This is a genomic window from Rouxiella badensis (assembly GCF_026967515.2).
Classification (GTDB): Bacteria; Pseudomonadota; Gammaproteobacteria; order Enterobacterales; family Enterobacteriaceae; genus Rouxiella; species Rouxiella badensis.
Window position 1 is genome coordinate 2,195,940 of sequence record NZ_CP114062.1, and the last position, 20,437, is coordinate 2,216,376.

The 20,437-nt window shown below is 43.8% G+C and carries 23 protein-coding genes; 9 read left to right on the top strand and 14 right to left on the bottom strand.

All coding sequences use genetic code 11. The annotated features are described in order from the left end of the window. Positions 1-15 precede the first annotated feature (15 nt). The 12 genes from O1V65_RS10095 to O1V65_RS10150 are packed head-to-tail and all read right to left on the bottom strand — an operon-like array spanning position 16 to position 12,026. Positions 16-1,125, bottom strand: a complete 1,110-nt coding sequence (locus O1V65_RS10095) for an EscU/YscU/HrcU family type III secretion system export apparatus switch protein (RefSeq protein WP_017494063.1) — start codon at positions 1,123-1,125, stop codon at positions 16-18. A gap of 7 nt (positions 1,126-1,132) precedes the next feature. After that, positions 1,133-1,894, bottom strand: coding sequence for a type III secretion system export apparatus subunit SctT (gene sctT, locus O1V65_RS10100; protein ID WP_038328422.1), 762 nt, complete (start codon positions 1,892-1,894; stop codon positions 1,133-1,135). 13 nt (positions 1,895-1,907) lie between these two features. After that, entirely contained in the window at positions 1,908-2,165 is a 258-nt protein-coding gene (locus O1V65_RS10105; RefSeq protein WP_017494061.1) for an EscS/YscS/HrcS family type III secretion system export apparatus protein, read from the bottom strand. Between the two features lie 9 nt (positions 2,166-2,174). Continuing rightward, positions 2,175-2,840 carry an EscR/YscR/HrcR family type III secretion system export apparatus protein gene (locus tag O1V65_RS10110; RefSeq protein ID WP_084912360.1) on the bottom strand — a complete coding sequence of 222 codons (666 nt, stop codon included), beginning with the start codon at positions 2,838-2,840 and terminating at the stop codon, positions 2,175-2,177. Continuing rightward, complete coding sequence (locus O1V65_RS10115) at positions 2,830-3,765, bottom strand: FliM/FliN family flagellar motor switch protein (RefSeq protein WP_084912359.1); 936 nt, start codon at positions 3,763-3,765, stop codon at positions 2,830-2,832. Before O1V65_RS10115 ends, O1V65_RS10110 begins: the two co-directional genes overlap by 11 nt. Continuing rightward, positions 3,762-4,625: a SpaN/EivJ family type III secretion system needle length determinant gene (locus O1V65_RS10120; RefSeq protein ID WP_269130470.1), complete on the bottom strand. Its 864-nt coding sequence runs from the start codon at positions 4,623-4,625 to the stop codon at positions 3,762-3,764. The genes O1V65_RS10115 and O1V65_RS10120 overlap by 4 nt, the downstream gene beginning before the upstream one ends. Beyond that, positions 4,613-5,059 carry a hypothetical protein gene (locus O1V65_RS10125; RefSeq protein WP_017493207.1) on the bottom strand — a complete coding sequence of 149 codons (447 nt, stop codon included), beginning with the start codon at positions 5,057-5,059 and terminating at the stop codon, positions 4,613-4,615. Before O1V65_RS10125 ends, O1V65_RS10120 begins: the two co-directional genes overlap by 13 nt. Further along, complete coding sequence (sctN, locus tag O1V65_RS10130) at positions 5,049-6,341, bottom strand: type III secretion system ATPase SctN (protein WP_376783459.1); 1,293 nt, start codon at positions 6,339-6,341, stop codon at positions 5,049-5,051. The genes O1V65_RS10125 and sctN overlap by 11 nt, the downstream gene beginning before the upstream one ends. A 12-nt stretch (positions 6,342-6,353) precedes the next feature. Next, a complete protein-coding gene (locus O1V65_RS10135) occupies positions 6,354-8,405 on the bottom strand; it encodes an EscV/YscV/HrcV family type III secretion system export apparatus protein (protein ID WP_269130471.1) in 2,052 nt (683 codons plus the stop codon). A gap of 17 nt (positions 8,406-8,422) precedes the next feature. Further along, positions 8,423-9,568, bottom strand: coding sequence for a type III secretion system gatekeeper subunit SctW (sctW, locus tag O1V65_RS10140; protein ID WP_017493210.1), 1,146 nt, complete (start codon positions 9,566-9,568; stop codon positions 8,423-8,425). Beyond that, a complete protein-coding gene (sctC, locus tag O1V65_RS10145; RefSeq protein ID WP_269130472.1) occupies positions 9,565-11,223 on the bottom strand; it encodes a type III secretion system outer membrane ring subunit SctC in 1,659 nt (552 codons plus the stop codon). Before sctC ends, sctW begins: the two co-directional genes overlap by 4 nt. Before the next feature lie 35 nt (positions 11,224-11,258). Further along, positions 11,259-12,026 (bottom strand): helix-turn-helix domain-containing protein, encoded by a 768-nt coding sequence (locus tag O1V65_RS10150; RefSeq protein ID WP_269130473.1) that lies wholly within the window; start codon positions 12,024-12,026, stop codon positions 11,259-11,261. A 138-nt stretch (positions 12,027-12,164) separates the two neighbouring features. Between O1V65_RS10150 and O1V65_RS10155 the strand changes: the two genes are divergently transcribed. From O1V65_RS10155 to O1V65_RS10190, 8 genes are read left to right on the top strand one after another with little or no spacing between them, the layout of a single operon-like run. Beyond that, positions 12,165-13,136, top strand: coding sequence for a PrgH/EprH family type III secretion apparatus protein (locus O1V65_RS10155; protein ID WP_084912354.1), 972 nt, complete (start codon positions 12,165-12,167; stop codon positions 13,134-13,136). A 14-nt stretch (positions 13,137-13,150) separates the two neighbouring features. Next, complete coding sequence (sctF, locus tag O1V65_RS10160; protein WP_017493215.1) at positions 13,151-13,429, top strand: type III secretion system needle filament subunit SctF; 279 nt, start codon at positions 13,151-13,153, stop codon at positions 13,427-13,429. A 34-nt stretch (positions 13,430-13,463) separates the two neighbouring features. Further along, entirely contained in the window at positions 13,464-13,763 is a 300-nt protein-coding gene (gene sctI / locus O1V65_RS10165) for a type III secretion system inner rod subunit SctI (RefSeq protein ID WP_269130474.1), read from the top strand. Continuing rightward, positions 13,760-14,482, top strand: a complete 723-nt coding sequence (gene sctJ / locus O1V65_RS10170; protein WP_026110715.1) for a type III secretion system inner membrane ring lipoprotein SctJ — start codon at positions 13,760-13,762, stop codon at positions 14,480-14,482. The genes sctI and sctJ overlap by 4 nt, the downstream gene beginning before the upstream one ends. Next, complete coding sequence (locus O1V65_RS10175; protein WP_017493218.1) at positions 14,475-15,035, top strand: hypothetical protein; 561 nt, start codon at positions 14,475-14,477, stop codon at positions 15,033-15,035. The genes sctJ and O1V65_RS10175 overlap by 8 nt, the downstream gene beginning before the upstream one ends. After that, entirely contained in the window at positions 15,010-15,684 is a 675-nt protein-coding gene (locus O1V65_RS10180; protein ID WP_269130475.1) for a hypothetical protein, read from the top strand. The genes O1V65_RS10175 and O1V65_RS10180 overlap by 26 nt, the downstream gene beginning before the upstream one ends. Before the next feature lie 6 nt (positions 15,685-15,690). Next, entirely contained in the window at positions 15,691-15,930 is a 240-nt protein-coding gene (locus tag O1V65_RS10185; RefSeq protein ID WP_139802797.1) for a hypothetical protein, read from the top strand. Then, positions 15,924-16,448: a hypothetical protein gene (locus tag O1V65_RS10190; RefSeq protein ID WP_017493221.1), complete on the top strand. Its 525-nt coding sequence runs from the start codon at positions 15,924-15,926 to the stop codon at positions 16,446-16,448. Before O1V65_RS10185 ends, O1V65_RS10190 begins: the two co-directional genes overlap by 7 nt. Here the strand turns inward: O1V65_RS10190 and O1V65_RS10195 are convergent, their stop codons facing one another. Further along, on the bottom strand, positions 16,449-17,867 hold the full coding sequence (locus tag O1V65_RS10195) for a hypothetical protein (protein WP_269130476.1): 1,419 nt from the start codon (positions 17,865-17,867) through the stop codon (positions 16,449-16,451). 121 nt (positions 17,868-17,988) lie between these two features. Continuing rightward, positions 17,989-19,419 carry an aminotransferase-like domain-containing protein gene (locus O1V65_RS10200; RefSeq protein WP_017493224.1) on the bottom strand — a complete coding sequence of 477 codons (1,431 nt, stop codon included), beginning with the start codon at positions 19,417-19,419 and terminating at the stop codon, positions 17,989-17,991. Between the two features lie 243 nt (positions 19,420-19,662). Between O1V65_RS10200 and spy the strand changes: the two genes are divergently transcribed. After that, positions 19,663-20,163 (top strand): ATP-independent periplasmic protein-refolding chaperone Spy, encoded by a 501-nt coding sequence (gene spy / locus O1V65_RS10205; protein ID WP_084913306.1) that lies wholly within the window; start codon positions 19,663-19,665, stop codon positions 20,161-20,163. The last annotated feature ends 274 nt before the right edge of the window (positions 20,164-20,437 follow it).

Sequence of the window (20,437 nt, forward strand, 5' to 3'; positions counted from 1 at the left end):
ATATTTATATGAATCTTATAAAGATCGCTCATTCTCACCATTTTTATTATTAACCTCATCAGAGGCTTCAGAAATTAAAGACGATTGATCTTCTTGCCACGCATTGTCGACCTGTTCAAGCCAAACGAGGATTTGTAAAACGGCATCTAATTCATCAACGCTGATAAATGAATATTTTGAGTGTGACTTATAAATCCGCCTTGCCAGGGCAATGTCTTCCAATACCGGAACGCCCATTTTTTTTGCATATCGCCTTACTGACAAGGCGCACTGATTCGTTTCGAGCACTGAAATGAAAGGGATGGGAACAATATCGGCATTGAAATAAATACCTATAGCAATATGGGTAGGATTAGCAATAATAACTTTTGAGTTTGTGATATCGAGTTTTGTCTGCTCGTCAAGAATTTCAGAATGCAAACTTCGTCTCGTTGATTTAATGAGCGGATTACCATCCTGATCTATACGCTCTCTTTTAACCTCCTGCTTGTCCATCTTGAGATCTTTGATATATAAAAAGTATTCTGCAATCGCATCTAACAACATGATAATAATCATGCCAAGCAAACATGTAGTTACCATTCGCTGAATAAGGTGCCCCCAAATAACCAGCGTTTGTTGAGGCGTACCGTATCTTTGAAGCAGGAAGAGAATTTTGTTCTCGCTCCAGAGATTCATAAAAATAATGATAAAGACCAAAAGATAAAGTACTGCTTTCACAGTATCCTTAACCGTTCGTAAACTAAACAACTTCTTGGTCCCGTTGATCGGATTCAACGCACCAAAGTTGAGTTTAAATATTTTGGTTGCCAAAACAAATCCGGTTTGCAGCAGTGAAGGCAGCGTGGTGCAGAAAACGCAAAGCAATAAAAAAGGTATGATTATCTTTAGTGCGAGGATAAAGACTGACGAAGCATAGTCTGCTATATTCTGTTTAAAGCCGTCTTCAATTATCATCCCCCAGACGCCGGCCATCTGTTTGATAAAATCTAAAGTAATAATATAATTGACGCCTGCCAATATTAAACAGGTAATAACCAAATCCTTACTCTTAAAGGATTGGCCTTTTTTAACGGCATCACTAATCTTCTTTTGAGTGGGTTTCTCTGTCTTGCTTAATGACATGAGTGATTTACTTCCATAACTGTAGTTTTTCGGTTGTAAAAATAAGGGGTAGGATACTGTCTGAAAAAATTGGATGAAAATAAATGATTAATAGCAAAAAGCCCAGAAAACTCTTAACCGTCAACGCCAATGAAAATGCGTTCATCTGAGGAGCATAACGTGAAAGCAACCCGAGCGTTGCCTCAGTCAATAAAAAAAGAGCAATTAATGGGCTGGCAACCATTATTGAACGAGAAATAACTTCAGTGATTAAATTGAGCAAGGGGATCATATTCGGCAAGGTAAAAGTCAAAGGTTCGAAAAGGTCGTAGCTTTCTTTTATTACCTCTAGTGTCAATATCAACCCTCCTGATTGTAAAAATATTGCAGCGCAAAATATATTAAAAAAATTGGCTAACTCTGAAGTATCAACACCGCTCACGGGGTCAATACTGCTGCTTATCGTCGCTCCGCGCTGATTGTCGATGATACATCCCGCAGCGTGAAGAACCCAGAAAGGTAGGCTAATTAAGCATCCCAATAAGAGCCCAATCATAGACTCTTTAACTAAGAGACCGAAATACATCTCCGCCTGAAAATCAAATTTTACCCCTGCTGTTTTGGGCCAAAGAGAAAGCCCAAGCAACATTGCAACGGGCACACGAATTGAATTATTAAGAGTATTGCTGTTCAGGAATGGGAGCATAATAAATATTGGCAATATCCTCGCCGAAGAGAATGCCATGACGCCCAACCAATGGTAAAACAATTCATTATATTCAGTTAACATGATTGGCCATAAGTTAGCGACTCAAAGCCAGTCTGACGACCTCTCGCCCATAGGCTAAAAGGATTTCTCCGTACCAACCGGACAGTAAAAACAGGCAAAGCGTGACACTTAACAGTTTAATGCCAAAAGGAAGCGTCTGTTCCTGAAGCTGAGTTACCGTCTGAATAAGTCCAACCAGCAATCCTACTACGGTAGCAACAAAAATAGGACCCGCCGATAAAATGAGCACTAGATACAGGACTTTGTTACCAGCATAAAGCATGTCATTCATAGTATTTTCCTAAGCCGGTAAGTCCATATATTGAAGCACCAGACCTTTGGACAAAATGGTCCAACCGTCCATGACAACAAAAAGTACCAGCTTAATCGGTACCGATATGGTCACGGGGCTCATCATCATCATGCCTAACGCAAGCAATATGCATGAAATCAATAGGTCAATGACGACAAAAGGCAGATAAAGGTAAAAACCAATTTTGAACGCATTTTTAATTTCACTTAACGCGTAAGCGGGCAGCAGTGATAAAATTGACAGCTTCTGTGGTTCATCTTGTTCACCATTTTCAGTCGCCTCCCTTCCGGACTGGATCTTTTCAAAAAAGTCGCTTAAGTCAGGATCAGAATAACGCGTCAGGTAATTACGATAAGGGTCAATCCCATTATCGATATAGTCGATCAGTGATGACATTTGCGTAATATCTGTCTTACTTTCTTGATAATTGGTATAGCCACTTTTGATTATCGGACTCATCACAAACATCGCCAGAAGTAACGCGACGCCATTCAGCGTCATGTTTGAGGGAATTTGTTGTAATCCCAGAGCGTTACGGACCATGACAAAAACTATCGAGAATTTGATATAGCAGGTTCCGCAGGCAATCAAAAAGGGGAGGATCGTTGCCAGAGCAAGAACAACAATAAGAGGAATATCATTGTTAACTGGCATGATCGGCTTCCAGACCGGTGACAAGGACGGCCATACAATCGTCAATAACCACAAGCTCTCCGTGGGCGATGGTTAATCCGTTTGCCTGGATTATAATTTTTTTTTCAAAGTCTGGATTGCAGGGGATTGATTGCCCATTATATATACCCTCCAGTTCACCGAGCGTAATAACGTCTTGCTGCAAGATGAAAGATAGCTTTAATGGAATTTTTTTAATGGACTGCGTGTTTTTTGTTTCCAAAAAAGCATCCTCCCCCACGGTCTTTTGAATTGATAGAGTCGTTATATTATTCGTTTCGATATTCATAAGGCGTTCCTTTTGTTCGTAATTCCCTATCTTCAAATTATTAATCAGTACATCATGCAGCATATTTTGGATGAGAAGTGCATCGCCTTTTTTCATGCTGGAGAGCAGCGACAAAGAAATTCGACTTTCCCCCATCGAAAAATCCAGCCTTAGGGGCATATTCTTTCTTCGTGCTACGCTGCCAAGTGAAAGAGAAATATGATTAACCGCTTTAGGTAACTGACTAAGCCATAGCGTGCCCTGCGGGGTGCAAATTTCCGGCATGTCTTTAACGGGAAAATTTTTAACGATAGAGCGGCGGCAAGCTGTTAAACGAACGTAATGCAACTCATCTTCGGTAATATCCAGCGGGCGCGAACAGCCAAAAAAGAGTGCCGTGAGCTGTTCATCATCCCAGCTTTCTTTCGACAACCGGCTGCTGTCCGGGAAGACCATGGCGAACCAGTGATGTAAATCGATTGTGCCACGCCATTTACCTTCGGCACTGAAGGACAAGAGTGCTCCACCCTTTGCAGGGGCCGAAAATATGATTTCTTTACCTTTGGCTTTCCATTGCTGGACCCATTGGTTTTCATTTAGCGAATCAGGGGTGACTCGGCGAAGGTAGTTAGCAATCACTGTTGATTATCACTTTTATCGTCCCTTTCCTGCGAGAATTCAGGGGATAATGACCATTCTGTCGCAATTTCTCGCAGTCCTTTCTTCTGCAATAACAGATTCTGTACAAGGTTTGAGGAAGGATGTAATGACAGTTGCCCTTGAACAACCGTGTTAATTTTTACGCTCTGATTTCCGGGTAAGTGCTGAAAGTGATAGGTAAACGATTCCGATGAGAATGCCGAGCTGTCTGGTTGAACCTCTCGGGGCTGTGGTATTAGTGCTGCGCTCTTCTTCTCGCTCAAAATCGGTGCACCAGGATGATTGGCAACAAATGAAGCACGCCCCATCAGGGACTGAAGTGAATGAGCGTCCGGAGTTTTACGCGAAAACTCATCATCAACATCGGCATTTTCAACGGGTGGTTTAGGCTGAAAGGTGTCGACTAAAGGAGTATTTTTACTCGAGATGCCAGTTGGAGGAGTATTGTCACTCAATGTGTCGGCGGGACGAGTATTTTCATTCGAAGCGAGGGTGGTTCGCTTTGCAACATCGACAGGTGCGCTCTCGACTCTCGTTGCAGGCAAGGTGGTACCTGATTGCCCCTGCTCTTCCCTGTTAAACAAAGAAGTGACGTGTAAAGGTTCAGCAAGGCCGGTTTTTGAAGAAGCGGAACCGTTTTCGTCCTTCTGCTTAATAACGATCAGGCGATAATGTTCAAGCATTCGGAAAGGTAAAATTAATGCATAGGGTTCTGCTTTCAGGAGCTTCTTTTGGCCCAGTTTTTTTCTCATTGCTCTTTCAGCTAAAGAAACATTTTCCGTAGGATCACTTTGCGGCCTTGATATACCCGCGGCCGGTTTCGAAGTTACTTTTTCCATAAAATCATCTCTTCCATTTCTGATTCATCCTGCCGACTTTGGGTTTGCCTTTTTTTACTCAAGGCGCCTTGCAGCAGATGTTTGTACTTTTCTGAACGATACATTCCCGTTAGCATGAGTACCCGGTGTTGAATAATCTCACGCTTGATATCATCTAATTTTTCATCAATCTCTTGAACTTGCTGAATAATGGCAAAGAGCTGTCTTCTCAAAACTGCTAACTTACGCTGTTCTGCAAATAAATCTGCCCGAGTCGAAACCCCGGCGAAACTGTGATGTTTGATTAAATTACGCAGTGTTTCGACCTGGGTTGCCTGCGTTTGCTTTTCGCTACTTAACCGTTGCTGACGGCTCTCTAATTCCATTAGTAGCCAATGAAGACGCCGAAGCCGCATCTCGTTACGCTGCAGAAGTGCCGCATATTTATGATGCAAGCTTACTCATCTCACTCAGCATTTCTTTGTGGTCGACAATCTCATCGCAGGACTGACAGAGCCATTGATTTAGTGCATCTCGTTGCTTGACTACTCGATCGTTCTCCTGGTTTTCACCAAATTTATATTCCCCCATATCGATAAACATTTTGAGTTCTTCAATCTTCGCCAATTTCCGCCTTACCGCCGCCGCATCGTTAAGATGATCAGACTTGCAGACCTGAGTCGCCACGCGGCTGAGACTGTTTAAAATATCGATTGCGGGATAGTGATTCTGGGCTGCCAATTCTCGGCTGAGATAAATATGTCCATCGAGAATTGATCGGATCTCGTTGGCGATAGGATCCCCTTCATCATCACTTTCAAGCAAAATGGTGTAAAAGGCGGTAATACTCCCTCCTTCTACATTCCCCGCTCGTTCGAGAATCTTCGGTAGATTGTCAAATACCGAGGCCGGATATCCTCTTCTGGCAGGAGACTCTCCTGCCGACAGGGCAAGGTCACGCAAGGCGCGCGCGTATCGAGTAATAGAATCAATAAACAGTACAACGTTCTTTCCACTGTCACGAAAATACTCGGCAATCGTCGTAGCAACCAATACGGCGTTACAACGGTCCATGGACGAATTGTCCGAGGTTGCGCAGACCATCACACAATCTTTTCGCCGCCCGGATTTGCGAAGGATATCCATAAACTCGGTGACTTCCCTGCCCCTTTCGCCTATCAGGCCAATGACGAAAATGTCAGTTTCAATGTGCTCAATGAGCATATGCATCAACGTTGTCTTGCCGCAGCCCGCGGATGAAAATATCCCGACGCGCTGCCCAACACCGCAGGTCATCAGACCATCCAGCGCCTTCACTCCCGTCAAGAGTGGCAGATAGATCCCCCGACGATGCTGCCAGCCAGGCGCGTTGGCTTGAATGGAACACAAATGGCTTAGTTGCGTTTCTGGTGTTTCTGTAAAACGCTCAGTAATGTTTCCCGCGGGATCGATCACGCATCCACACAAAAAATCACCGACAGGAATAACCAGCTCTTTACCCGTAGGGTGCAAAACGCACTCACGTGATAAACCATTGGCATTTCCAAGCAGGCTCAGCACAGTTGTATGTTGGTTGAATCCAATGACCTGCGCTCGAGCAATAACCTTAGGACTGTAAACACTGCCGCGAATCTCGCATATTTCCCCAATTTTGACGCCTTTAAGCTCAGCTTCAATAATGCTGGAACGTAAAATCAACGGGTGTACCTGCTTCACCATCAGTTCGGAATATTTCACCTGCCCACCTGCTTAAATGGTCTGTATGACGTCAACGTTGACGTGTTGAGATAATTCTCCAAAGGACATAACGGCGATATCTTTGAATCGAGTCTCAATAAACTTCTTAATGAACCTTCGCACATCTACCGATGAAATAATGACAATGTCCTTAAACTCTGAGTCATAATTTAGCAACACTACCGAAAAGGTATCCATTAGATTTTCTGCTACTGCTGGCTCAATATTTAAAAATAAACCACCAGATGTTGATCTTATTCCTTTGCGAAAGACATCCTCCGTCTCTGCCGTCACCATAATGACACGAAGCTGATTATGAATTGAGAACTTGTCACAGATATAGCGTGCTAATGCACCGCGCACATGCTCGACTAGTAAAATAACGTCTTTTTCTTTGGGTGCCCACAGAGCCAAAGCCTCCATGATCATCTTCATATTACGAATGGAGATCCTTTCACATAACAGACGTTGCAATATTTCTGATATTTTTTGCATGGTCATGTGGCGTAATACTTCTTTGATAAGCTCAGGGCAGGAGTGTTCCAGCCGATCTGACATGCCTTTCGCCTCCTGCACACCAAAGAACTCATTGATATGATGCGACAACTGCATAGACAGGCAAGAATAAAGTTCATCGACAGGCATTCTCAGCAAATATCCCAGCGACTCTAGACTCTCTCTGTCTTTACTCTCTACCCAGATGCCGCTGCTATCTTTTATCGTCTCGATAGCTAACATCTCGATTTCATCTAATTTATTAATGACGCGAAGCTTATCAAAATAGAGTGTAAACTCCGCCGCTTTAATTTCATTAATATGCAAGGTGACTTTATTTGTTTTATCGACTATAGCGCTATGCAATATTATTTCCGGGAGCCGTATACCATAATCGATAAAGAACTGGCTGCGAATATGTTCCGAAAGAGCCTGATCCTTTAACTTTTGAAATTGCTCAATGGGTAAAACAAGAATCAAAGGCACAGCCTCTGCATTGACACTCTCAAAATGGTCTATCATTTTCATCGAGCTTTCGAGGCCCGTGTCTGCCGCCTGATTGTGAGAACTCTCACCCTGAGAAATTTTATTAGTGCTATCCTTGCCTTCCCTAAGCGCCTTTTGCTTATACCAATAGGTTCCTGCAAGTAGTAACGACAGGGTCAGAAATACCATGATCGGGAACCCAGGCAGTAATCCGACGGCAAGGGTTAATATGGCGGCCAAGGCGATAACATAAGGATGATTAATTAACTGAGAAAGGATTTTTTTCCCCATATTGTCACCTTCGCCATTGACGCGGGTAACAATAAATCCGGCGCTGACTGCGATTAACAATGAGGGTATTTGTGCAACCAATCCATCGCCGATTGTCAACATGGTGTAGGTGTGCAAGGCCTGAGACATCGACATGTTATGCTGATTCATACCGACGCTGATCCCGCCTATGAAGTTCACAAAAATGATGATAATCCCAGCAATTGCATCACCTTTGATAAACTTCATTGCACCATCAAAGGATCCGTAAAGCTGACTTTCTCTTTCAAGAATATTTCTACGGCTTTTAGCCTGATCGGCGTCTAGGGTCCCCGCCTTGACGTCAGCGTCAATGCTCATCTGCTTGCCAGGCATGGCATCGAGTGAGAAACGTGCCGCAACTTCGGCAACGCGTTCAGCTCCTTTAGTGATGACCATAAACTGTGTAATGGTGACAATGAAAAAAATCACAAATCCGACAATGAGGTTGTCGCCAATGACAAAAAGACCAAAGGTCTCAATAATCTCCCCCGCATCCGCGTCGTTCAATATTAGCCGACTGGTGCTGATAGATAATGAAAGTCGAAAAAGTGTTGTTATCAACAACACGGCTGGAAAAGTTGAAAAGCTTAATATTCCATCGATATAAAATGAGGACAGAAAAACGAGCATAGAGATAACAATATTCAAACCAATAAGAAAATCCACCAGATAAGTTGGTAGAGGGACAATGAGCATTGATATTATTGTCACCATCAATAATAAGATGATAAGTTCTGGGTGCTCTCTAACGTTTTTCAAAATCTTGTTCATTTATTTTCCATAAAACTCTAATGATTAAGCTTTTTAAATTTGATGATTTCATTTTCGAAATGGAAGGAAATAGAGTCTTTCAAATGCTCTTCAAGCCAAGACTTATCTTCAGACACATCAAAAAATTCGACAGGAATTTTACTGCATTCAATATATAAGGCCTGTACAAAACGAACACAGCCACTAGGCTCCCCTGCCATTAAAAATTCCCCGGCAACTTCGTTCAGATACTCCTCAAGATTTCTCGCGTCCTGCAAGACACAAAAAAAGAATAACAACCAAGCCTCTTCACTCTCATTAACGTTGAAGATATTTTCATTCAATAACAGATTTCCGATGAAATCTCCGTCGACGGTTCTTAATCTTTTTAATTGATTCAATTTTAATAATACATTACCAAATTCCGTCAATGAACAACTTGGATCTAATGCATCGATGTCTGTTAACAAAAACTCTTCAATAAGCTCTAAAATTGTTTTTCTTTTCTTATAGCCAAAAATAGAGATCCAATTTTTATAGATGACCGTCTCTGCATCATCTGACTCAATAAAATACCGGTAAGCGCTTCTCAATAGCTGAGGATTAATATCTAAAAATTGACCAAACAGGCGTGCTTTTACCGCGATGTTTAATCCAGCCTGCAATCTACGTGGGTCGGCAGCCTGAAGCGTATTTTCGAGCAATGTGCTGATGTTCTTTCGTGTTGTTTCATCGAGGTTTTTTCGCTTTAACAACTTACGTAATATCAGTACGCGATCGCTCTCATCTGGGAACAATTTCAGAAATCTGAAGTGCATATCCTGAATACTATTTCCCTGAACACCAGAAACCATTTTTAACAGTAGCGCTATTTTAGGGAGTGTGTTGTCATCCAGGATTGAATCAAAGTTATTTTCAGCATCCGCTCCGCTTTTCAGCGTGAGATCTCGGCGTGATCTAAACTGCGATAACGCAATTAAACTCTCATCGACATTCTGGGAGGCGCGAGCGATGAGATCTGCCGAGGAGTCGTCCTCCGTAAGTGAAAGCGCCGCACTGTCAAGCTCCCCCTCATCCATCACCTTTTCGTTTGACGACTCTTTCTCGGCCTGGGCTTTTGCTCGCTGCTGCTCGCGAACGCGAAGCAACGGACTATGCGAATAATCCCTGTTAATCGAACTCATAACAGACTCATTGAAAAATTCTGTTTCCAGTCCCTTAACGGGGTAGAAGTGAACATTTCAGGAGATAAGGTATTAGCCTCGGAGGCATTTTCTGAGCTTATCTCCCTGGGTTGTATGAGAAAAATACGTACTGTCTTACTGTTTTGGGTAATGCGATGGCGAAATAGTCCCCCAATGAGAGGGATACTGCCGAGAAAAGGGATCTTCACGGTATCGTTTCTATCTTCATCACGCGTATAACCGCCAATCAGTAAGCTCTTGCCTCGCGGAACTCTGGCCACAGTACTGATATTTGTCCTGATCACTAACGGCAGGGGCGAGACCAGATTTTCACTTTCTGACGTCGATCCTGCAGAGTTACCGTCTTCAACATTAAGCATCATTTCTATTTCATTATTTTGAGTGAAACGCGGCAATACGCTAATAGAGGTACCAAAGGTTATCTTCTGAAGTTCAACGTTGTGTTCACCGAGAAGCTTTGTATAGAGGCTATGGCTATTGTCAAAAATAGCGGGAATATTTTCCTGGGTTAAAATGACAGGACGAGAAATTATATTCGCCAGATTGTTTTGGCTTAAGGCGTTAATTTCAGCGATAAACCGTCCTCCGTCTAACGTACTAGAGAGGTTACCGCCCGTGGAAGAAGCGGAAGCGCCCTGATTCAAAGAAAAACCAAGACGGTCACCAATGGTAAAATTCCCCTTCCAGTTTGCCCCAAGTTGTTCCAGCGCTTTCTTTTGTACGTCAACTATCCATACAGAGAGTTCGATGTGTCTACGCGGTTTATCCATCGCGGCAATAATATTTTTGGCCAGCGCAATCTGCTCCTCGCTACCTTTTATAAGCAGACTGTTATTGCTTGGGTTAGAAATAATCTGCACGGCTGAAGATGTATTGACTATCGCTTGCGTTGCTCTATCAAACGGTTCGATGTCATCAACAGTCGGGAGTGAAGGCGGTGGTAACCTTACCTTTGTTATCTCGGTTGTAGATGTTCTGATATCGCTATAAACAGCGCCCGGAGTTGAGAATAACTTTCTGATCACCGTCGCCAGGCCAGGAATAACAATCACTTTATCCTGATAGGTATAGGAACGGTCTTCGGCAAAAGTATTGCTTAAGTAAAACATGGAGACGGCATCTATGTCGCGTCGACTGGTATCCTGTTCGTCAAGCGTTGCGGCTAACTGAGCAATTGTTTCGACATATATCGGTGGACCAGAGATAAAGAATGTCTTGTTACCCTCTTCTCCCCTTAACGGGTAGCGGTTATCTAGTAACTGTACCTTACCGAGATATTGAGTAAAGTATGAATAAGAAATATTTCTCATCGTAACAATGCGGCTAACTATTTCTGATGAGTCATAAATATAAAGTGTTGCATTATTGCTATACCAAATTAGCCCCAGACGATTGCATACCGTATCTAATTGCAGTCGAGGATTAACTAAAGAGATCTCTCCGCTGATTTTTTTTCGTGCCGCTAGTTTACTCAGAATTACCGGCTTATTAACTTGCGAAGAAAAAGCATTAAAAAAGCCACTGATACTCTCATTATTCGAGACATAGCCCGCGCTGGATAGACTTAAATCTTCGCTTTTTATTTTCTCAGCCTTAACCGGCAAAATAATCATTAAGCTCAACGCTGCAATCATTAAATTTTTCATTGTTATTGATAAGAGTCTATTTATCATTTCATTGCTATATCAAGAATTGACTTTCTTAATGCACGAGGGGTCATGCCCAGCATTTTTTTGACGTCATTTGAAAAATGGGATAACGACGAGTATCCGTGTGCAAAAGCAATGTCGGTCATGTTTTTTGGATCATTAATAAACGCCAGAATCGCTTTCGTCATGCGCCATTCACGAAGCGTAACTTTTGTTGTATGGCCTAGCGCATGTCTTGTAAGGCGACGAAAATGCGCAGCTGACAGGCCATAACGAACGCAGAGCGTTTGCAGACATTGATTATTATCATCAGTTTCTGATAATAAGAAATGCACCAAATTATAGCATTCGGTGTGACGAAGAAAGGCAACAATAGAGTCTACTTTATCCCCCGTCTGCATTGCTTGCTGCAGAAGCCAATACTCCATGTCTTCCGGTTGTATTAATTTTATTTCTTTTGAAAATGAGAGCCAATTACTCTCATTAGAACTGCCCACTTCGATATTCCCGTTAGAATAATCGATAAAGACTTGTAGTTTAACTAGCCTCATTAAATCCATATCAAAAAAACGCAGTCTACCTTTTGATACTTTGAACTGCATAACGTCTAATGCAATTAAACCACGCCAGTTACTCTGGAGTGAAAAAGAGTTTTCTTCATTATTTCTTACAGTGTAAAGAACTTCACAAGGCTCAGAATCAAGGGCTTCAATCAAACACAGTTTTTTCTCTGTAACTTTGATTGTTTCCCCTTCCTTGATAATATACGGAATTGTTTCAAAGCGCATAAAGTCTATTTCCCGTAGATATAGATTAATTTGATGAGTTTGATTGTAGCTACAGGCACTATCCCCATCTTGATGGGAATATGATACTGAAAAATCGAAATAATCTGACACACTCCCGTTATCTCAACGCTGTGCCTAATGAAAATCATCATAATTGATCATAATGAAATCAAGATCTCTAAAGGTGATTTTATTAGCCTGTGCTCCACTGATTTATCATCACCAGGAATTATCGTTAAGATGAAGAATGACAAGGATGCAGTCTTATCATCCTCTTCGAGAAAAAAACTGACGATACGTTTACTTAACGGCCCACTTAGTGGTTGTGAGTTTGAGCTAACGAAAGAAAGTACGTTATTTATTGTCGCTCCAGAAAAAATTCTTGAACAAGGAACACACATTCTGGCGAATGCCTTTATCATTCCTCTTGAAGAAGGCGGAGTGAATTTTCAAGTTATCAATGATGGCTCAGTTGATAATGGCATTAAGATACGTGAACAGCGTCCAGAGGGACAAACCACCACTACGGTTAAATTTCATACCACTATTAATATTGGCCTTCTCAAGGTGGTAATTAAAACGGCTAATGAAGCATGGTTGCCAGAGATTAACCAGCCGATTGCTTTTCGCAGGAGGCGGTTCTCTCTCGGCATTAAGAAGAAGATTTTGACGTTGATGAGCCTATTTTTATTGCTCTTCACTTTTTGTATCTGGTTAAAAGGTGGCGCTGCTGCAACATTAGAGTCGAAAATTAAATTTCAACCTATTGTGACACCCCTTCTACCGCAAAAATTAATTCATTCATTACCAGAAGCTCCGTCACTCTCTAACGTTATTCTCACGGCAGATGATGCGGAGAACGCGCTGCGAGGGATGTCTTTAACCTATACTCGTTCCAATAATAATAATAATGTTAACTTTATTATTAGCGGTCTTATTAATGATGAGTCGTTACAGCAATTAAAATTATTGGTAGTGAGTTATAAAGACCAACCTGTTAACTTCACCGTGAACTTACAGGATGATTACAGGGCTAACAAGTCGTTTAAATTTGGAAATCAAGGTTACATAAAAATATCATCTGAACATTGGTTAATAAACAAACTATAACGTGGAGAGTCACCATGGTTAATATAAGTAAATCCGTCGACCCAGAATTTATCATTGATATGTCCCATAAGTTTAACAAAGGTGCCACCGATCTAAATAAAAAATTGAAAGATGCCCTGGATAAAATTAGAGGTGAGGGTCCTGACGGTAACCCCAGCAACACATCGGATCCTATTGCGCTGGCTGAGTATCAGGCTGCCCTTTCTGCTTATACACTTTTTTGCAATGCGCAATCAAGTACCATAAAGGCCTATAAAGACATCGCGTCTGCCACTATTTCCAACTTTAGATAACATTTAATCTTTATCATTACCCGCAGGAGAAATTATGCTGTATGCACCTGACGTCACGACGACGCTATCTAAAAATATCATTTCTGAGTCTCCCGACGTTAGTTTTACAACGCTCGATCAGAAACTGATTTCGACTCTGGCCAACAGCATCGAAAAATATGTTATGCAAAAGCAGCAAGTCTTGAGAAAAATCAACAATGCTGACTCCGTTACCTCGCCGCAGGCGCTATTTGAAATTCAGCAAAAAACCGCCGACTACAATATTGAAGTTTCATTGATCAGTGCACTAACCAGAAAAGCGACCAGTGCCGTTGAGACATTGTTACGTGCATGAAAATTTTATACTCACTCCTTTTCGCCGCAACATTGTTATTGACGGGCTGTAAGCAACAGGAATTATTGAAGGGTTTAGAGCAACGTCAGGCCAATGAAGTGATTTCTCTTCTGCTGAGAAATAATATTGCGTCCAATAAAAAAGATACGGCAAAAGAAGGCTATCAGATATTTGTTGATCTGAAAGATTTCAGTTCTGCGGTCGAACTGCTGCGTATTTATAACCTGCCTTCCAAGCCGCGAATGGAAATCGCGGCAATGTTTCCTGCTGATTCTCTGATTTCTTCCCCCTTAGCGGAGACGGCCAGACTCTATTCGGCTATCGAACAACGGCTAGAGCAATCACTGCTTGCTCTAGAGGGAGTGACATCGGCACAGGTTCACGTGAGTTATCGCATAGATACCTCCGGAAACAGTCGGAAGAACGAACAAGAGCATGTCGCCGCGTTGATTAGCTACGATCGTACTCAGGATTCGTCATTAATGATCAGTGATATTAAGAGGTTTATAAAAAATAGCTTCAATAACCTCAATTACGATGATATTTCGGTGGTTCTGACGCGCTCTCCAACGCCGTCTCCGCCAGCGGAAACGCCGGTTGTGCAGTCAACCTCGCTGATTCGATTCTGGTGGGTCGCCTTATTACCTCTATTCCTGGGGCTTGCCGCTGGCTATCTCTATTGGGTTAAACGCAGTGTCAGGAGCGTTTCTGATGTATGAAATGACCGCTCTGGAAGATATTTTGTTCAATCCCTGTCAGTGGATCCATCCGAAACAACTCAGGATACCGGAGATGTTTGACTCGGCCGACTGTCGGAAAGTACTGAATCAGATTTTGATAAAACATTTCCAACTGTCAGTAACCTGTCAGGATGCGGTGCCGGGAACGTTTGCCGCTGAGGTCGTCGATAACTGGCGACTACTGCCTCATACAGCCTATCTTCTCGCCTGCCGCCACTATCGTGCAGCGCTGGTTTATCAGGGTGATTTCGAAAAATTGCCGCAGCATGCTCAGCAATTCAGTGAGTTATCGGTGTCCTTCAGACAGCCCGTCCGATTCGGTTATCCCGTTGATATCGAAGAACTGGAGCACGGCGGGCTGCAAATCCTCGAGGGATTGACCAGACAGCTTCCCCTGGCTCTGTCACAGAGAATACCCCTGCTGTTTAGCGCCAGCGCGAGGCCCGCATTCTGCACCAACGATTTGCCAGAGATTGCAGAAATAGACCTCAAACGAGCCATAGAATATGCCAAAAACCGCCCTATTTTCTGAGAAAACGACAGCAATTGAAGGAGTACTTATCCCGGCCTCTTCCCTTGCACAAAGCAAGCGGATTCAAAGCTTGCTGCAACAGGCACAGCATCATGCGGCAAAAATAATCAAGCAGGCGAATGCCGATGCGGTGCTGTTGCGAGATTCGGCTCGCTCGGCCGGCTATCAGGCCGGCTTGATGATATCGATTAAATCCGTTGCAGAATATCTCGATAATAATCAGTCAATTTATCAAAGTTTTTGCAACAAGGCGCATGAAAGCGTGGTGGCCAACCTTCGGCAGGCACTCGGTAAACCGGAGATTTTCCCGCAGCTGCTTCAGGAATGGATAGCGGAAACTTCGCCTGTAGATGCTATTAGCCCGTTATTTGTACTCATACCCGAGACTTCCCACCGTGAGAAAATAGGTCTGCTGTCTTTCATTCAATCGATCTGGAAGGGTGCGGTGATTATTGAGCAACATCGTGAAAACCGCTTTGTGGTGAAATATGGAAATAGCCTTGCCGAATTCTCACCCGAGGTATGGATTGCTCAACAGAAAATAGATACCAGCTTTACACAGCAGTTGGAAAGGGACTGTGAAAGTCTTTCCCAACAGGCTAAACAGCAACTGCTCAATGAATTATCCAAAAGATTAGTTAAAACCTAAGGAATCATGATGCAAAACATAATGATCGCACGCCCAGGCTTAGTAACCACTCAAAATGCAGCGACGTCTGCCCCACTGTCACTTGAAGAGAGAATGAAAAGGCTCAGCAATCCGCAGAAAGAGACTCAAGCTACAGAGGAAGAGAAAGCGGAAGCACGAGCTGGTTTTTTAAAATTCATCATGACGCAGATTAATAACGACTTTGAACAGCGTATGAACGAACTGAAGGAACCTGTTCAGTGGTAGAAAAGATAAAATATTTTAGCCATAAGCGGAGTATTCTTGCAGCGAAGGCTATTTTCCTGATGTCACTGACTGGCTGTACCTCGACCTCTTCCTCTGTATTTTTGCCGCCCGTGGTTGAAGGGTGCGTAACTGACAGCATAAATTTCGACAGCAGGCCCGAAGTTCTATATCAGCAGATGACCCAGTGCATTAAGGACGGAAACACTCAGCAAGCCACGGTTCTCTATGCCGAAGCAGGCACGATGACCTGGTATTATTCTCTGGTAGAGAGTTCCGAAGCGAATAGGATCCGTCACAATGGGTTATTAGCTGAATCACTTGGTGCGTTAAATAAGTCCCAAAAGTCCAGGCTGTCAACCAGCCTGGAACAGAACTTAAATAATTCGGATGCTAAAGCCAGACTCTGTGCCCAAATAATCATTCCTCTAATCCAAACGACAAGAAATGATGCGCCAATACATCAGCAATTTTGGGACATGGCAAAAGAGGGTTATTTGCACTGCAATAAACAGAACTGACTAGATACGTATCACATCTTCCGCAAACGCCGAGGTTATTTTCAACGGCGTAGCGGTTTTTCGATATCTTAACTGCATGTCTTTTTCCTGAAACGGATTTTTGAGATTATCATTTTCAGGATGCTTTTTCTTGTCCAGGACATCATGCACCATTGCCGTAGCACCGTTATATCGCAACATCAGCATCGGGTTTAACGCCCCAAGATAAGCGATATCAACTGGGGTAGTCACCGCGATATCAAAGCCAATGGTCGCTGTTTCTATGATATCAACGACCCTGTCTGGTTTAAAACGTCCACTCATATCAACCAATATTCCCGCCACGTTAATGCCAAAGATAGCGGCATCTTTTATGGAAAAACTATCGACGCCGAGTGTTAATGCGGACGCGCCAAAAAACCCAGCGCCCAGTGCCCTTAACGCTAAATGAGAGATAAATTTAGCCGTATGTTCCGTGCTGTTACAGGGAAAAATCAGCTGTCGCACGGTATCACTCCCTACTTTGGGCTGTCCGGCAAGATTTATCGGCCCGACATCAGCACCGAAACTAGCGTTTCCCTCTACCCGATGGACCGTTTCGATAATGTATTCAAGGTTACCCACACTCCAGGCTTCGTTCTGTATGTTAATCTGCACGCAAAGGCCGAAGTGATTAACCCGCAACCCCGTCAGAACCCCTTTAACGCTGACCGGTAGGTCGATATAATCGCCCAGATTCAGTTCTCCACTCACGCCACCTTCAAGATGTAAAAAAGCTTGTAAATACACCTCACCGACTGATTGATTTTCGGCACCAAATAATTTCCTGAGAACCTCGGTTGAAGAGATAACAACTTGCATCTGAATACCGGCTTTTGAATAGCAAAATGGGAGTGCCGGAATTGGCGTTGAAAAAGCCCCCTGAAAAAGCATTAAAGGTATTCTTAAGCTGGCTCCTTCTGTCAGGATCTGCATTATCGCTCGTGATTTACTAATATGGGGCATCGAATTTATTATTTTTTTTATTTCGGCGCTGAAAGTTTCATCATTATTTATTTGCTTATTATCATATAACTCACTTAGCTTAATCATCTCCCGCTTAGTGAGAACTTTTGCTAACTCACTCTTCGCAACCATCAAAGTATTTTCAAAATTACGAACGGCTTCCAGGATACTTTCTTGATAACTTTTCTTAATATTTTCAGTACCTTTTTCACAAATATGATAAATCATGTCATAAGGTTTTAACAGCATGCCAATCAATGATCGTTGCTCAGAAGATATAGATTCAAGGATACTTTCTGCGGGAGCGTCAGGATCGGTAAGGTCAATAGTGAAGACCCCATCGGGCGATTCACCGAGCGCGATAGGTGTATTTCCTGGAGTCAGTACGTTGGTGTTTTCTAATTGGATAGCAGATGCGCTATTACCTACTTTCATTATTTCCTCACTTTTATTTAATTATATTCCATTAAATATCACAAGGCCTTTAATGAATTTATATTAAAACGCTCAATTCCCTCTATACTCAAGGATGAAAAAGGCGTTTATTAGCGCTACATCATGTTTTGTTTCTCTCAATCTCACCGAACACAATGTCTGCCAGCGTTTTTATGGCGTCTTCGGCACGCGTATTCCATTCGAACGAGCTGTTCAGCCGCAAGGAGTGGCGGTAACGATCGTCGACGGCAAACATGGTTCCCGGCGCAACGCTTATACCTCGAGCTAGCGCCTGCTGATAAACCCTTGTCGCATCGACCTTGTCCCCCAAATAAACCCAAAGGAAGTAGCCCCCGCTGGGCTGACTCACGCGCACCTGGGGCGGGAAAGCCTTGAGTATTTTGTTACGCATCGCGTTTTGGCGGAGTTCGAGTTGGCGACGCAGGCGACGTAAATGCGCGTCATATGCGCCTTGGTGAAGAAAATCGGCCAGCCCGAGCTGCACCGGCACACTCGCCGACAGTGTACTCATAAGCTGCAGGCGCTGTATGCGCGAGGCATACGCACCCGCCGCGACCCATCCCACGCGAAAGCCCGGCGCCAGACACTTTGAGAAAGAAGAACAATGGAGGATCTGCTGACGGTAGGAAGACACCTTCAGCGGCATCGGGCGTTCGCCGTTGAAATAGAGTTCACCATAGACGTCATCTTCGATGATAGCGACATGATGGGCCTCAAGAATCTCCACCAGCCGCTGTTTCTTCTCTGCTGACATTGAGCAACCAAGAGGATTTTGAAAATTCGACATCAGCCAGCATGCCTTGATGGGGTAGGTTGCCAGCGCCTGCTCGAGAGCCTGCAAATCCATGCCCTGCTGCACATCCATCGGGATTGCGACGGCCTTGAGCTTACGCCGCTCAATGGCTTGCAACACGCCATAAAATGCCGGTGATTCTATCGCCACCCAGTCACCGGGCTGCGTCACCACCTGAAGGCTGAGTCCCAGCGACTCCAAAGCACCAGAGGTGATAACAATTTCGTCCGGCGTCACTTCTATTCCCTGCTGGGCGTAACGCTGTGCAATGTTGCGCCGTAACTCCTCGTTGCCCGGCGGAAGATTGGCGATGGCGCTATGCGGCGACATGCGTCTGACGGCGCTGGCCAAAGAACGAGCCAGCCGCGGCTGAGGAAACAACGTCGGGTCCGGGAACGCCGAGCCAAAGGGGACGATGTCAGGATCCTGTCCAGCTTTAAGAATATTGAAAATAGCATCATTGACGTCAATGTCCTCGGCAGCATGCAGATTACTTTGCGCATGATGCACTACGGGAACGTGCTGGCGCGGCGCAACGTAATACCCCGATTGGGGACGTGAAACAATCACCCCCTGACTTTCAAGTAATTGATAAGCCTGTAACACCGTCATCAGGCTGAGCCCTGACTGTTTGCAACTCTCACGTAACGAAGGCAGTTTTTCACCAGGTAGCCAAACCTGCGCGTCAATTTGGCGACGTAGTGTTTGCGCAAGCTGCTGATAACGCATCACGGTCATAGTTTTATCACTTACTTTTTGAGTTGGATGATTGAAAACCTTACGAATTCTAAACACATTCTCCACGATTGCAGAGTTTGTGACACGCCTGCTTTCAGACATTTACAGTACCTAGCACTACTATTCATTTCGCGCGTTAGACTGTATTTCGTCAAGACAGCACGGTGAACCCCCTGCTGAACGTACGCAACAAAACTAGCTGGTACAGAATCTGGCTAAAACAGAACAATGAGGAATTGAATTATGCGCAAACTTACCGCAATGGTTGTGGCTTCAACTCTGGCTCTGAGCTCGGCTTCTTTCGCCTTCGCCGCAGAAACCACCCCGGCGACGGGCGCACCGGCTCAAACTCAGGGCGCTATGGAACACCATAAAGGACCGCGTCACTATAATCCATTTGCCGGTCTTAACCTGACCGAGCAGCAGCGCACACAAATGAAAGCGCTGTGGAAAGAATCTGGACCGCGCCACGATCGCGGTGACATGAAAAAACAGATGGATACTCTGCACGGCCTGGTGGCATCCGATACCTTTGATCAGGCTAAAGTGAAGGCCGAAATCGACAAAATTAGCCAGGAGCAGTCTGCCCGTATGTTGGAGCGCGCTACCATGGAGAACAAGATGTATAATCTGCTGACTCCAGCGCAGAAAAAACAGTTTAACGAAAACTATCAGAAACGTGCAGAAAAAATGGCTGAGCATCATCGTGAGCACAAAGCCGATGCCGACAAACCTGCGGCCTGATAACTACGCATTAATTTAGCGTTGTAAGACCTGATGAACCGGCCCCTGAGGCCGGTTTTTTTATTGCCAAAACTGTGCGCCAAAGCGCTGTAATAATCGCCCTCACCCTACTTGTTCACATAAAGCGTTTACTGCATCACACTTCTGATTTTATGTTTAATTTATCAGCTGTGAAACTGCATTTTTTGCGCTGTAATCTTCAATGTCTGCAATAAGTTACCTATGACAGAACCGGGTATTCTCCTTTCTGCGCCCGTCTGTTTAAACGAAGAAT